Source organism: Nocardia grenadensis (genome assembly GCF_050942415.1).
Taxonomy (GTDB): Bacteria; Actinomycetota; Actinomycetes; order Mycobacteriales; family Mycobacteriaceae; genus Nocardia; species Nocardia grenadensis.
On the sequence record NZ_CP192054.1, the window covers coordinates 5824035 to 5837302 of the forward strand.

The following is a 13268-nucleotide window of genomic DNA, read 5'->3' on the forward strand; positions in this document are numbered from 1 at the left end:
ACGTCACAGCGAGTCCGGTCACTGTAACCCATGGCACCCTCATAGCACACCCGACCTGACCGAAGAGTAACCCTGGTTGCCGAGTTCGATACCGCAGAACCGCCGTTAACCAGCACCCGAGAAAACCGGTCGTAATACGAAGAAAACGGGCGGTCCCCGTGGGGAACCGCCCGTTTCCGGCAGTGCCGGTCGGTATTACTTGACCGAGACCTTGGCGCCGGCGCCTTCCAGCTTCTCCTTGGCGGCCTCGGCGGCTTCCTTGGCCACCTTCTCCAGGATCGGCTTCGGCGCGCCCTCGACGAGGTCCTTGGCCTCCTTCAGGCCCAGGCCGGAGACGATCTCGCGGACCACCTTGATGACCTGGATCTTCTTGTCGCCGGCACCCTCGAGGATGACGTCGAACTCGTCCTGCTCCTCGGCGGCCTCGGCGGCGGCCGGGGCTGCACCGGCGGCGGCGACGGCGACCGGAGCAGCAGCGGTGACCTCGAACTTCTCCTCGAACTTCTTCACGAAGTCGGAGAGCTCCAGCAGGGTCATATTGCCGAAGGTTTCGAGCAGCTCGTCAACGTTGGCCATTGATATTTCCTTTCGATAGTGAATGTCTGTGCGGGCGAGCCGGAGTCGACCGCTCCGCGAATGGGGACGCGGGTCTTACTCCGCGGCGGCTTCGCCACCTTCGGCCTGCTTCTTCTCCTGCAGCGCGGCGGCCAGGCGGGCCACCTGCGAGGCGGGAGCGTTGAACAGACCGGCGGCCTTGGCCAGGTTGCCCTTCATGGCACCGGCCAGCTTGGCCAGCAGGACCTCGCGGGACTCCAGATCGGCGATCCGCTCGACCTCGGACACGGACAGCGGAGCGCCGTCCATGTAGCCGCCCTTGATGACGAGCGCCTTGTGATCCTTCGCGAAGGTCTTCAGCGCCTTGGCGGCGTCGACCGGCTCACCGGAGATGAACGCGATCGCGGTGGGTCCGACGAACAGATCGTCCAGACCCTCCACGCCGGCCTCGGCCGCAGCGCGCTTCACCAGGGTGTTCTTGGCGACGGAGTACGTGGCGTCGGCACCGAGCGCACGACGCAGTTCGGTGAGCGCACCGACGGACAGGCCACGGTATTCCGTGACGACTGCGGCCGTCGAGTCCTTGAACTGCTCGGCGATCTCCGCGACCGCGGCAACCTTTTCGGGTTTCGCCATACTTCGCCTCCTCTCTGATGTCGGTATGGATATGCCCTACCGAATCAGGGGCCGGCAAAAGAACAAGCGCCCCGAACGCAGAGCGTCCCGGGGCGCGAAAGAAAATATCGGCACGGCTGCGCGTGCGGATTCTCCAGCCTCGGCTCTCCCTGCGTGGGCCGCCGGCACTCTCGCCGGACCTTCGACCGATTCCATACGAAATCGGCGACCTACGGTCTTCGGTAGAACGGATTGGTGGTGCCGAACTGGTCGACAACCTGATCGAGCATAGCCGGGCACTGCCTCATCTGGCAAAACGGTCGCGATAGGCGGGTTGACCGGGGCGGTGCCGGCGCCCACTCCCAGCGGATATCGTCGCCGCGCCGACCGGTATCGGAGCTGCGCCGACGCGTGCCGAGCCGACGCAGCACTTCGGCCGCACCGGCCCGGAATTCCGGCGAGACGACCAGCCCGTCGCCCCCGATATCCGTGCGCGACAGGGGCAGGCGAGCGCAGGCTCCCTCGTCCACGTCGGCACCGACGTAGCCGAGCACACTCGCCAGCGTCGCCGTGGCGCCGTCACCACGTCCGGGCGCCGCGACGGTGAGCCAGGCAGCCGGCTTCCCGTAGAGGTCGCCCGTACCCACGGTCCAGTCCAGCAGGTTCTTCAAGCTGCCCGGCAGTGTGCCCGCGTACTCCGGGGTGCAGAACAGCACCGCGTCCGCGGCCGCCAACTGCCGGCGTAACCGCAGCACCGCGGGAGGGGCGGGTTCGGGGGCCTCGGGGACGAAGGCGGGCAATTCGGCCGGTCCGCCGTACCAGCGCGCCTCGATCCCGTCCGGGGCCACTGCCTGCACTGTGCGCAGCGCGGCCGTATTGGTCGACCCGGCGCGCGTACTCCCGGAAATCAGCAGAACCACCGTCACGCAATGCGGCAACCACCGGCCGCACGAAACTAGTCCTCCGGCGCCCGTGCCGTATCCGGAAGCATTCCGATACACGAAACGGCGGGAGCGTCGGATGACGCTCCCGCCGTTTCGCGGTTCTGTGTTCGGAACAGCGCTTACGCGTCCTCTTCCAGGAGGTTGCGGGTGCGGTTCGGGTCCACCGGGATGCCCGGTCCGGTGTTCGTCGAGACCGTCACCTTCTTGACGTAGCGCCCCTTGGCAGTCGACGGCTTGGCCCGCAGGATCTCGTCCAGCGCGGCGCCGTAGTTCTCCACCAGCTTGCTGTCGTCGAACGACGCCTTACCGATGACGATGTGCAGGTTGGCCTGCTTGTCGACCCGGAAGTTGATCTTGCCGCCCTTGATGTCGTTGACCGCTTTGGTCACATCGGTGGTGACCGTGCCGGTCTTCGGGTTCGGCATCAGACCGCGCGGGCCCAGAACACGCGCGATACGGCCGACCTTGGCCATCTGGTCGGGGGTGGCGATCGCGGCATCGAAATCCAGCCAGCCGCCCTGGATCCGCTCGATCAGATCCTCGGCGCCCACGGCGTCGGCACCCGCGGCTTCCGCCTCGGCCGCCTTCTCACCGGCCGCGAACACGATGACGCGAGCGGTCTTACCGGTGCCGTGCGGCAGGTTCACGGTGCCGCGAACCATCTGGTCGGCCTTGCGGGGATCGACGCCGAGCCGGATGGCGACCTCGACGGTCGCGTCCGTCTTGGTGGTGGAGGTCTCCTTGGCCAGCCGCGTCGCCGCCAGCGGCGAGTAGAGCTTGCTGCGGTCGACCTTCTCGGCGGCGGCGAGGTACGCCTTGCTTCGTTTTGCCATGTTTCTCTGTCCTGTTTCTATTGGCGGCGTTCCCGGGGCGCTTCGTGGTTACCGCGCCCGGCGCTCGCGCCGCAATGTCGTGGTTCAGCTGTGGTTATCGGGCCTGGCCGGCCCTCCCACCGAAAGCGGGATCGCGAAGTATCACTTCGCTGCGCCTATAACGACCTGTCCCATGCGGACGCGGGGCCCGCAGCGGAGGTTCGTATCAGCCTTCGACGGTGATACCCATCGAGCGCGCGGTCCCGGCGATGATCTTGGCCGCCTGATCGATATCGTTGGCGTTCAGATCTTCCTGCTTGGTCTTCGCGATCTCGCGCACCTGCTCCATGGTCACCTTGGCGACCTTGTTGCGGTGCGGCTCGGGCGAACCCTTCTGCACACCGGCGGCCTTCAGCAGCAGCTTCGCGGCCGGCGGGGTCTTCAGCTTGAAGTCGAAGGACCGGTCCTCGTACACCGAGATCTCGACCGGGATGACGTTGCCACGCTGCGACTCGGTCGCGGCGTTGTACGCCTTGCAGAACTCCATGATGTTGACGCCGTGCTGACCGAGTGCCGGACCCACCGGCGGAGCCGGGTTCGCGGCGCCGGCCTGGATCTGAAGCTTGATGATCCCGGCGAGCTTCTTCTTCTTGGGGGGCATCTTTCTTTCCTAGGGTGTGGTGTTCCTTGCTCTCTGCAAGCTCCGACCCGGGGCCACCGCCCCGGGAAAACACAGGCGCCGCCTAGATCTTGGCGACCTTGGTGAATTCCAGCTCGACCGGGGTCTCGCGTCCGAAGATGGAGACGAGCACCTTGAGCTTCTGCTGTTCGGCGTTGACCTCGGAGATGGTGGCGGGCAGGGTCGCGAACGGACCGTCCATCACCGTCACCGATTCGCCGACCTCGAAATCGACCTCGATGGTGGGCTTGGCCTTGACCTCGCCACCGACGGCCTCGGTACCGGCCGCGGCGGCGGCCGGCGTGGCCGCCTTCTTCTGCTGCGAGGCCGGAACCAGGAATTTCACCACTTCATTGATGGTCAGCGGCGAGGGGCGCGAGGTCGCGCCCACGAACCCGGTGACACCCGGCGTATTGCGGACCGCACCCCAGGACTCGTCGTTCAGATCCATCCGGACCAGGATGTAGCCCGGCAGCACCTTGCGGTTGACGCTCTTGCGCTGACCGTTCTTGATCTCGGTGACCTCTTCGGTGGGCACCTCCACCTGGAAGATGTAGTCCTCCAGGTCCAGGTTCTGTACACGGGTCTCGAGATTGGTCTTCACCTTGTTCTCGTAACCGGCGTAGGAGTGGATGACGTACCAGTCGCCGGGAGCGCGCCGCAGGACGGCCTTCATCTGCTCGACCGGGTCCGGTTCCTCCGCGTCGGCGGTTGCGGGTGCGGCCTCGTCGGCAGCCTCGGGCTCGGCGTCGGACGCCGGCTCCTCGACGGATACGGCGGCCTCCTCGGCCGTCTGATCGTCGACCGGGAACTCGTCGGTGGTGTCGTTCTCCGGGGTGCTCACTGGGCACTCGCTTCCTGTGTCGTCACGTGCATCCTCTGCGTGCCGGGTTCGGGCGCGGCGTGGGACTTGTGTCCGGCCCGCGGCGCGGATCGGTTCACGGCGCCGGTGTCACCTGGCTAACCGAACAACCAGTCGACACCCTTGATGAACGCCAGATCCAACCCGCTGATGAACGCGACCATGAAGATCACGAACACCAGAACAACGGTCGTATAGGTGACCATCTGCTTCCGGTTGGGCCAGATAACCTTCCGCAGTTCCGCGATCACCTCACGCAGGAACTTGAACAAACGCACGAACGGATTGCGTGACCGTTCGCGATCGCCGCGGCCCGACTTCGACTCGGCCTTGCGGGCGGGCCGATCCAAGGTCGCGAGCGAACCGGTATCGGACGCCGAGGACGAGACGGATCGACTACGCCGAGCGGAACGCTTTCCGCTCGGCCGCTGCACGGCGGCGGTGTCATCGCCGTCGTCGGCGCCGTATCCGCCGCGGCGAGTGTCCCGCTCGTCGGTCACGTCGATCCTCTCTCGTCGCCGTTATCCAGGGCAGGGGCGACAGGACTTGAACCTGCAACCTGCGGTTTTGGAGACCGCTGCTCTGCCATTTGAGCTACGCCCCTTCGGCTGAACCGGACTGTCGTGGTCCAGCCACATGCGATATTCAGTTGTCGGCGCTGGTGTCACACAACACGCGCGCCGCCCCGGCAGGTGCCGGCCCCGTCGGCGGGGCCGGTGCAACCGGTCGGTCCGAGCCTACGCAGCCGGTACGGCCACTGGTCGGAAACCCCGCCTGGAACCAGCCTTGCAGAGCAGCGCGCATCGGCTGGTGACCCCAGAAACCCGAGTGTACGGCACGGCCGGTGACAGAAGCCAATCAGGTGCGCTCGACCAGGTCAGGACAGCTGGACGGTGGCCGTGGCCCGGCCGAAAATCTTACGACCGCCGGATTTGGCCACGATCGCGATCACGGCGGTCTTCGTTTCCGGATCCGCCGATTTGATCTTGCCGGTGAACTCGACCTCGGCCGGTTCGGTGGCGCTCACGAACACCGGGCTGGTGAACCGGACGTTGTATTCCTTCACCGCGCCGGGATCACCGAGCCATGAGGTGACGAAACCCCCGCCCAGGCCCATCGAGAGCATGCCGTGCGCGACGCAGTTGTCGAGATCCACCAGTTTGACGACCTCGTCGCTCCAGTGGATGGGGTTCGCGTCACCGGAGACACCGGCGTAGTTCACCAGGTCACCGCGGGTCAGTTGGACGATCCGGGCGGGTAGTTCGTCACCGACGGACACCTCGTCGAACGACCGGGCGAACCGGGTCGGCACGATCTCGCCTACGGCCGGCGCGGGAACGACGTGCCGGGTACGCGGGGTGTGATCGGGAACCGCCGCGTCCATCCCGTGCATCAGCACCTTACGGACGGCGTCGTTGAGGTTCGGATCGATATCGCCGCCGCTGCGGCCGACCAGCGTCGTGTAGGTGGTGAGCACGAGCTCGTTGTGCTGGTCGGTGACGATGTTCTTGGTGACGATGATGTCGCCACCGAACGCCTGCCGGAAGGAGTGCAGGTGCACATCGCAGATCAACTGGTCGCCGACCACGATCGGGCGGTGGAACTCCAGGATCTGGTCGGTCTGCATGATCTGGCTCAGGTCGTAGCCGGTGACGACCGTTTCGAACAGTTTGCGCTGTGCCAGGATCCCGACGAGGGAGATGAAGGTGAGCGGGGCGACCAGGCCGTCGTAGCCGAACTCCAGGGCGATATCTTCGTCCCAGTGCGCCGGATGGCCGTCCTGGACGGCGCGCGCGTATTCGCGCACCTTCTCGCGGCCGACTTCGTAGTAGTCGTCGACACGATAGTGGTGACCGACCATGGCGGCCGCGTGGGCGGCGGGATCGAAATCCGTATCCGTCGCGACCGCTTCGTCTGTACCGGTGTTGATTGTCACGGGAGGACTGTACCTATCTGACCCCGCAGCACGGAGTCTGCACGGCGGCTGGGCGTCGGGCCCGTAGATAGAAGTCGGCGTGACCGAAAGAGCCGAGCAGCCACCTGATCATCACCACGGCCGACGATCGGCCGCGGCGTCGGTAGTTCTAGGACCAGAACGCCGCCGTCGAGTAGGAATACGAACCCCGCAGCACCCCGATCGCCGAACCGGGATCCGGCGAGAACCTACCATCGCGGTGCCGTGAACATCCGACACGCCGAAGCCGTGCACGAATGCTCGGGACCCGCTGCTACCGCAGCGGCGTCACACGAGGATCAGCGAGATTCGCGATGCGCCCGGTGCGTACCGCAGTTCGGGCAGAACTTCTTCAGTTCCAGCCGGTCCGGGTCGTTGCGCCGGTTCTTCTTGGTGATGTAGTTGCGATGCTTGCACTGCTCGCAGGCCAAGGTGATCTTTGGCCGGACATCGGTGGACTTCGCGGCCACGATATGCCTTCTTTCCGGTCAACCAGAGGGTCAATCAGTATGGGTAGCGATGGCCGGACTCGAACCGGCGACACAACGATTATGAGTCGTTTGCTCTACCGCCTGAGCTACACCGCCTTATACGCCATCTGCGACGGCGACGCCGCGGCTTGGAGTGCCGAGTCGGGACACCACCGGCAATCCGGCGAGCCCCCTAACGGAATCGAACCGTTGACCTTTTCCTTACCATGGAAACGCTCTGCCGACTGAGCTAAGGGGGCGCGACCTCTCAGCAGCGGGAACCGACTGAAGTCCTACCCGTTGCCTCGAAGACTTGAACGAGAGTACACACTGACCACCAGGAGCACCAAACCGAGTGGTCAGAGGCTATTTTCCGGTGAATTGACCGGCTCGCGCCGGGGCCCGGAACCACCCCGGACGAAGAAAACCCCCGCCGGTCTTCACCGGCGGGGGTTTCCTGGTGGCAGGTGTAGGATTCGAACCTACGTAGGCTTTCACCGACAGATTTACAGTCTGCTCCCATTGGCCGCTCGGGCAACCTGCCTCGTACCGCACTTTCGATCTTCCGATCACTTTCCCAGTGCGCTCAGCAGGATACAACGAACCCGCACCCCGAATGCAAACCCGCTGGCCAGATGCCCCGAACCGGCCTCCACCACCATGGCCGCACAGTGTCGCCGCACCGACCAGGTAGCTTGCGTAAGCACCCAGGGTGATCCAACAGTGAACAGGAGCGCAGTGTGGCCGATTCATCATTCGACATCGTCAGCAAGGTCGAGCGGCAGGAGGTCGACAACGCCCTGCACCAGGCCGAGAAGGAACTGAACACCCGCTACGACTTCCGGGGCACGGGCGCGGGCATCGAATGGTCCGGCGAGGACAAAGTGGTACTCACCGCGGAATCGGAGGAGCGGGTGAAAGCCGCGCTCGAGGTGTTCAAAGAAAAACTCATCCGCCGCGATATCTCGCTCAAGGCCTTCGACGCCGGCGAACCGGTGGCTTCCGGCAAGACCTACAAGATCACCGGGACCCTGGTCCAGGGCATCGACTCCGAGCACGCCAAGAAGATCTCCAAGAAGATCCGCGATGAGGGGCCCAAGGGCGTCAAAGCACAGATCCAAGGTGACGAATTACGCGTCACCAGCAAGAAACGCGACGACCTGCAAGCCGTTATCGCGCTGCTCAAGGGCGACGATTTCGGGATCGCCCTGCAATTCGTGAACTACCGGTAGGCGCGGGCGGTCACCGCCCGAACCCTCAACGACCGGCCATCTGCTCCAGGCGCGCGATCCGTTCCGCCATCGGTGGATGCGTCGAGAACAACCGGGCCATCCGATCGCCGGCACGGAACGGATTGGCGATCATCAGATGCGACTGCGCGGTCAGCCGGGGTTCGGGCGGCAACGGTGCCGCCTGCACCCCACGCTCCAGCTTGCGCAACGCCGACGCCAGCGCCAGCGGATCACCGGTCAGCTCGGCCCCCGACTCATCGGCCTGATACTCCCGCGACCGCGACACCGCCAGTTTGATCAATCCCGCGGCGATCGGCCCCAGTAGGGAAACCAGCAGTACACCGAAGATATTCGGCCCGGAACCACCCCGGTTCCCACCGAAGGCCGCCGCGAAATACGCGAAATTCGCCAGCCCGGAAATCACCGCGGCCATGGCCCCCGCAACCGAGGAGATCAAGATATCCCGGTTGTATACATGGGACAGTTCGTGACCCAGTACGGCCCGCAATTCGCGCTCGTCCAAGATTTGCAGAATACCGCTGGTACAGCAGACCGCCGCATGCCGCGGATTACGCCCGGTGGCGAAAGCGTTCGGCGCATTCGTAGGACTTATGTACAGCCGCGGCATGGGCTGCCGAGCGGTGGTCGCCAGCTCACGGACGATCCCGTAGATGGCCGGCGCCTCGATCTCGCTCACCGGCTGCGCCCGCATGGCCTTCAGCGCGAGTTTATCGCTGTTGAAATACGCGTAGCCGTTCATCGCCACGGCGAACAGAACCGCGACGACCAGAATGGTCGTATTCCGGAACGCTGCCCCCGCCAGGACTATCAGCGCGGAAAGCCCGACCATGAGCCCGAACGTTTTCATCCCATTCGCAAACCCGTGCCCGTGCATAGCACTCCTGTATACGTGGCGCGCGACCGAACGCGCGAATTTCGGCCAGAACCGCTACAGGAGGACAACGATCCCAGGCCCGGTGAAGTTCCGTGTTCGCGGGCATCGGCCTGCTGCCGAGCGGGACCGGAAAGGGCGGTCGAGGCGGGCGGGCTCGCCCAGTCGAATCGCCGACGTGAGAAGTCGGCCTGCTGGTGAAAGTGAGAGCGCGAGCCCGCTCGCCAAGGCGCTGTGCTGTGTTTGGCGCCGCTTGGGGCGGCGCAGGGTCCAGGCCCCTCGGTCTCACCGTTTTCGGCCTCGCGCCCGCGATATGCGGTGGGCCGTCCGCAGAGCGCGACCGTTGAGCACCTTCGGCCAAGGGGTGAGACAGGCCTCAACCCTTCGAGATGTCTGGCAACACTCGACACATGCGGGTTGCCTCGCCGAGCGATGTCCGTGTCCGGGCCGGTTTCAGGGGTCAGCCGACCCGTTCGATGGTGTACTGGACCAACTGAACCAAGGCGTCATTGGCAGGCCCCGCAGGAAGGGCCTTCAGCTCCGCGTGGGCGATATCGGCGTATTCGCGCAGCTTCTCCTTCGCCCGGGTCATACCCGGCGAACGGCCGAGCAGGTCCAGTGCCTCGGCAACCTCGGCATCCGTTTCCAGAGGTCTCGCCAGGAGGGTCCGGAGACGGTCGCCGTCGGGGCCCTCCTCGCTCAGTGCGTAGAGGACGGGGAGAGTGTGGACTCCCTCACGCAGGTCGGTGCCGGGGGTTTTGCCGGACTGGGCCGATTCGGAGGAGATATCGATGATGTCGTCGGATATCTGGAAGGCGGTGCCGACGGCGTCACCGAGGCGGGCGAGGCGTTCTACATGGTCGTCGTCCGCGCCGGAGAAGGTCCCGCCGAAACGGCCGGAGGCCGCGATCAGCGAACCGGTTTTCTCCCAGACCACGCGCAGATAGTGGGCGACGGGGTCGCTCTCTTCGCGAGCGCCCATGGTTTCCCGCATCTGACCGGTGACCAGTTCGGCGAAGGTTTCGGCGATGATGCGGACGGCGTCGGGGCCGAGGGTCGAGGTCAGCCGGGAGGCGTGCGCGAACAGATAGTCGCCGGCGAGGATGGCCACGCTGTTGCCCCAGCGGGAGTTCACGCTCGTCGCGCCGCGCCGCATGGTGGCCTCGTCCATGACATCGTCGTGGTAGAGCGTGGCCAGGTGGACGAGTTCGACCACGGTGCCGGCGGTGACGAGGTCCGGATCGCCGGGGCGGGGGCCCAGCTGGCCGGTGAGGATGGTGAACAGCGGCCGGAATCGTTTACCGCCGGCCCTGGCCAGGTGCAGCGCGGCTTCCTGGAGGAAGGACGCCCCGGAAGACAGCTCCTCGACCAGCAGTTTCTCCACGTCGTCGAGGCCGTTGCGTACGGTCTCGGCGAGCGCAGGATCCCCTAGGTCCACCCCCGCCACCACCGTGCCGGCTTCGCTCACAGCAGATGTGCTCATACCTTCTCCCAAGGACGCGTCCGACCCCACGGTGATGAACCTAGCGTGTTCATGTCGGAACGCCCATGAACACCATCACTGTATTGATCGAGCATGAACGAGGCCGGCGACCGGTCATCATGCCGACGCGGAGGCCGGAGCGTAGGCGTAGGTCGCGCTACCGCCTCCGGGCCTGACACGCTCATGCTGTACCGATCGAGCATGAACGTGGGCCCTCCGTGGTCACGCTGCGCTACCGCCTCCGGGCCTGACACGCTCATGCTGTATCGATCGAGCATGAACGTGGGCCCTCCGTGGTCACGCTGCGCTACCGCCTCCGGGCCTGACACGCTCATGCTGTATCGATCGAGCATGAACGTGGGCCCTCCGTGGTCACGCTGCGCTACCGCCTCCGGGCCTGACACGCTCATGCTGTATCGACCGAGCATGAACGTGGGCCCTCCGTGGTCACGCTGCGCTACCGCCTCCAGGCCTGACACGCTCATGCTGTGCACCGTACCGCCATCGACATCACTACCGCCCACCTGTAACTATTGACCGCATGGGTGCACCCGAAGCCACACCTTCCGAAGCCGACCGCGACGCGTTGCCCGCACACGTCGAGGTGCTGGTGGTGGGGGCGGGCCCCGCAGGTTCGGCGGCCGCGGCGTGGGCCGCCCGGGCGGGTCGCGATGTACTGCTGGTGGATTCCGCGACCTTTCCCCGGGACAAGACCTGCGGTGACGGTCTCACCCCGCGTGCCACCGCGGAACTCGAGCAGCTCGGGCTGGGTGAATGGGTGCGGGCGCACACCGTCAACCACGGTCTGCGAATGACCGGTTTCGGCGCCGAGGCGTTGCTGCCGTGGCCGGGTGGTTCGTTTCCCACCTACGGCAGTGCGATCCCGCGCACCGAACTGGACGACAAATTGCGCGATACCGCGGTGAAATCCGGGGCGCGGATGCGCGACGGCGCGAAGGTCGTGGCAGTGGCCCGCGACGGCGACCGGGTGACCGGGGTAACCGTGCGGGTGGGGACGGCTTCGCACGAAATCGGCTGCCGGAACCTGATCGTGGCCGACGGGGTGCGGTCCCCCGTCGGCAAACTGCTCGGCCGCACCTGGCATCGCCGCTACGCCTACGGGGTGGCGGCGCGCGCCTATATCTCCTCCGGCCGCAGCGACGATCAGTGGATCACCTCACATCTGGAGTTGCGCAATGCCGAAAACGAGCTGGTACCCGGCTACGGCTGGGTCTTCCCGCTGGCCAACGGTGAGGTGAATATCGGCGTCGGTTCGCTGGCCACCGAACGCAGGCCCTCGCATATAGCGTTGAAACCACTGCTCGAGCACTACACGGAGCTGCGCCGCGACGAATGGGAACTGAGCGGTTCGGTGCGTGCGGTCTCCTCGGCGCTGCTGCCGATGGGCGGCGCTGTCTCCGGTATCGCGGGCCGCAACTGGGCGCTGCTCGGTGATGCCGCCGGCTGTGTGAACCCGCTGAACGGCGAGGGAATCGACTATGGTCTGGAGGGCGGCCATATGCTCGCCGGGCTACTGGACGAACCCGATCTCACCCGGGTGTGGCCGGCCCTGCTGCGCGCGAGATACGGCCGCACCTATTCGGTGGCGCGGCGGATCGCCGGCCTGGCCACCCACCCGCGGATGGTTCCGCTCGGCGGCCCACCGGTGATGCGTTCGAAATTGCTGCAGCGCACCGCGGTCCGGGTGATGGGCAATCTGGTCACCGACGAGGATGTGGACCTCACCGCCCGTGCGTGGCGCGCCGCGGGCCGGGCGTCGATACGGTTCGACGACCTCGCGCCTTTCTGTTGAGCGCCGTGGTGACGCGGCCGGTACCGCGGGATCTGCTCCCGCATCTGCGGCGAGCCCGTGATCTCGTGGACCGCGAATATGCTCGGCCGTTGGATCTCGATGGTATGGCCGCCGCAGCCGGGGTTTCGAAATACCATTTCCTGCGCTGTTTCGCGGCCACCTACGGCCGGACGCCCGCGGTGTACCTGGCCGAGCGCCGGATCGAGCGGGCGCAGGATCTCCTGCGCGCCACCAACACCACGGTGACCGAGGTATGCCTGCTCGTCGGCTACAGCAGTCTGGGTTCGTTCTCCCGGAAATTCACCGAACTGGTGGGAGTTTCACCTTCGGAATACCAGGCGAAGTTCGCCGACGGAGTGCCCCGTATCCCCGGTTGCTACATCTTCATGCACGGGTTGTCCGATCGCCGGCGCGATACCGCAATTTCGGAGAAGCCCGGCGGCCCGGTCCGCCCATAGTCTCGGACCATGACTCCGATCATTGCGAATATCTCCCTGGTCACCGTGTACGTGTCCGATCAGACAGCGGCCAAGAACTGGTACATCGAAACCCTCGGTTTCGTCGAGACCGCCGATATCCAGATGGGCGACAACGGTTTCCGCTGGGTGACCGTCGCCCATCCCGACCACCGGGAACTCGAGGTCACCCTGATGCTGCCGGGTCCACCCCTGGACGAGAATCTCGCCGACGCGATCAGCAGGTCGCTGGCCAACGGGAGCCACGGCTCACTGGGGCTGAACACTCGGGACTGCCATAAGGCCTATGCGGAGCTCACCGCAAAAGGTGTCGATTTCGTCCAGCCCCCGTCGGAGCGGCCCTACGGGGTGGAAGCGGTATTCCGGGACAATTCGGGGAACTGGCTGGTGCTGGTCGAGCCGAAGGAGTTCGATCCCACGGCCGCGGCTGCCGCGGCAATGGACCCGCCCTGCGCCGAACTCTGAAACCGCCCGACCCGAT

At 65.7% G+C, this 13268-nt stretch carries 15 protein-coding genes and 4 tRNA genes; 4 read left to right on the plus strand and 15 right to left on the minus strand.

The window, feature by feature from the left end:
- Positions 1-195: 195 nt before the first annotated feature.
- The 13 genes from rplL to ACQPYS_RS26520 all read right to left on the minus strand — a co-directional run bounded on the left by rplL (position 196) and on the right by ACQPYS_RS26520 (position 7435).
- Positions 196-576, minus strand: a complete 381-nt coding sequence (gene rplL, locus ACQPYS_RS26460) for a 50S ribosomal protein L7/L12 (protein WP_030525645.1) — start codon at positions 574-576, stop codon at positions 196-198.
- A gap of 75 nt (positions 577-651) precedes the next feature.
- The gene (gene rplJ, locus ACQPYS_RS26465; protein ID WP_063038094.1) at positions 652-1191 is read right to left on the minus strand and encodes a 50S ribosomal protein L10; all 540 of its coding nucleotides are present in this window, start codon (positions 1189-1191) and stop codon (positions 652-654) included.
- A gap of 209 nt (positions 1192-1400) precedes the next feature.
- On the minus strand, positions 1401-2096 hold the full coding sequence (locus tag ACQPYS_RS26470; protein WP_433491138.1) for an NADPH-dependent FMN reductase: 696 nt from the start codon (positions 2094-2096) through the stop codon (positions 1401-1403).
- Between the two features lie 137 nt (positions 2097-2233).
- Complete coding sequence (gene rplA / locus ACQPYS_RS26475; RefSeq protein WP_030525642.1) at positions 2234-2947, minus strand: 50S ribosomal protein L1; 714 nt, start codon at positions 2945-2947, stop codon at positions 2234-2236.
- Between the two features lie 205 nt (positions 2948-3152).
- Complete coding sequence (gene rplK, locus ACQPYS_RS26480) at positions 3153-3587, minus strand: 50S ribosomal protein L11 (protein WP_063038098.1); 435 nt, start codon at positions 3585-3587, stop codon at positions 3153-3155.
- Between the two features lie 82 nt (positions 3588-3669).
- Positions 3670-4449, minus strand: coding sequence for a transcription termination/antitermination protein NusG (gene nusG, locus ACQPYS_RS26485; protein ID WP_063038100.1), 780 nt, complete (start codon positions 4447-4449; stop codon positions 3670-3672).
- Positions 4450-4565: 116 nt separating this feature from the next.
- On the minus strand, positions 4566-4967 hold the full coding sequence (secE, locus tag ACQPYS_RS26490; protein WP_063038102.1) for a preprotein translocase subunit SecE: 402 nt from the start codon (positions 4965-4967) through the stop codon (positions 4566-4568).
- Positions 4968-4998: 31 nt separating this feature from the next.
- Positions 4999-5071: transfer RNA gene (locus tag ACQPYS_RS26495), tRNA-Trp, on the minus strand.
- Between the two features lie 273 nt (positions 5072-5344).
- Positions 5345-6397: a fused (3R)-hydroxyacyl-ACP dehydratase subunits HadA/HadB gene (locus tag ACQPYS_RS26500; RefSeq protein WP_063038110.1), complete on the minus strand. Its 1053-nt coding sequence runs from the start codon at positions 6395-6397 to the stop codon at positions 5345-5347.
- A gap of 323 nt (positions 6398-6720) precedes the next feature.
- The gene (gene rpmG, locus ACQPYS_RS26505; protein ID WP_011211653.1) at positions 6721-6891 is read right to left on the minus strand and encodes a 50S ribosomal protein L33; all 171 of its coding nucleotides are present in this window, start codon (positions 6889-6891) and stop codon (positions 6721-6723) included.
- Between the two features lie 44 nt (positions 6892-6935).
- Positions 6936-7008, minus strand: a tRNA-Met gene (locus tag ACQPYS_RS26510).
- Between the two features lie 70 nt (positions 7009-7078).
- A tRNA-Thr gene (locus ACQPYS_RS26515) sits at positions 7079-7151 on the minus strand.
- A gap of 198 nt (positions 7152-7349) precedes the next feature.
- Positions 7350-7435, minus strand: a tRNA-Tyr gene (locus ACQPYS_RS26520).
- 196 nt (positions 7436-7631) lie between these two features.
- On the opposite strand from ACQPYS_RS26520, the gene ACQPYS_RS26525 reads away from it, so the two are divergent.
- Positions 7632-8123: a YajQ family cyclic di-GMP-binding protein gene (locus tag ACQPYS_RS26525; RefSeq protein WP_063038104.1), complete on the plus strand. Its 492-nt coding sequence runs from the start codon at positions 7632-7634 to the stop codon at positions 8121-8123.
- A 25-nt stretch (positions 8124-8148) separates the two neighbouring features.
- On the opposite strand, the gene htpX is transcribed toward ACQPYS_RS26525, so the two are convergent.
- Both htpX and ACQPYS_RS26535 read right to left on the minus strand, forming a co-directional pair.
- Complete coding sequence (gene htpX / locus ACQPYS_RS26530) at positions 8149-9018, minus strand: zinc metalloprotease HtpX (protein ID WP_431941929.1); 870 nt, start codon at positions 9016-9018, stop codon at positions 8149-8151.
- Between the two features lie 457 nt (positions 9019-9475).
- On the minus strand, positions 9476-10498 hold the full coding sequence (locus tag ACQPYS_RS26535) for a polyprenyl synthetase family protein (protein WP_431941928.1): 1023 nt from the start codon (positions 10496-10498) through the stop codon (positions 9476-9478).
- 541 nt (positions 10499-11039) lie between these two features.
- On the opposite strand from ACQPYS_RS26535, the gene ACQPYS_RS26540 reads away from it, so the two are divergent.
- From ACQPYS_RS26540 to ACQPYS_RS26550, 3 genes are read left to right on the plus strand one after another with little or no spacing between them, the layout of a single operon-like run.
- Positions 11040-12311 carry a geranylgeranyl reductase family protein gene (locus ACQPYS_RS26540; RefSeq protein ID WP_433491139.1) on the plus strand — a complete coding sequence of 424 codons (1272 nt, stop codon included), beginning with the start codon at positions 11040-11042 and terminating at the stop codon, positions 12309-12311.
- Positions 12312-12319: 8 nt separating this feature from the next.
- Positions 12320-12769, plus strand: a complete 450-nt coding sequence (locus tag ACQPYS_RS26545; protein WP_063038118.1) for a helix-turn-helix transcriptional regulator — start codon at positions 12320-12322, stop codon at positions 12767-12769.
- An 18-nt stretch (positions 12770-12787) separates the two neighbouring features.
- The gene (locus ACQPYS_RS26550) at positions 12788-13252 is read left to right on the plus strand and encodes a VOC family protein (RefSeq protein ID WP_431941934.1); all 465 of its coding nucleotides are present in this window, start codon (positions 12788-12790) and stop codon (positions 13250-13252) included.
- The last annotated feature ends 16 nt before the right edge of the window (positions 13253-13268 follow it).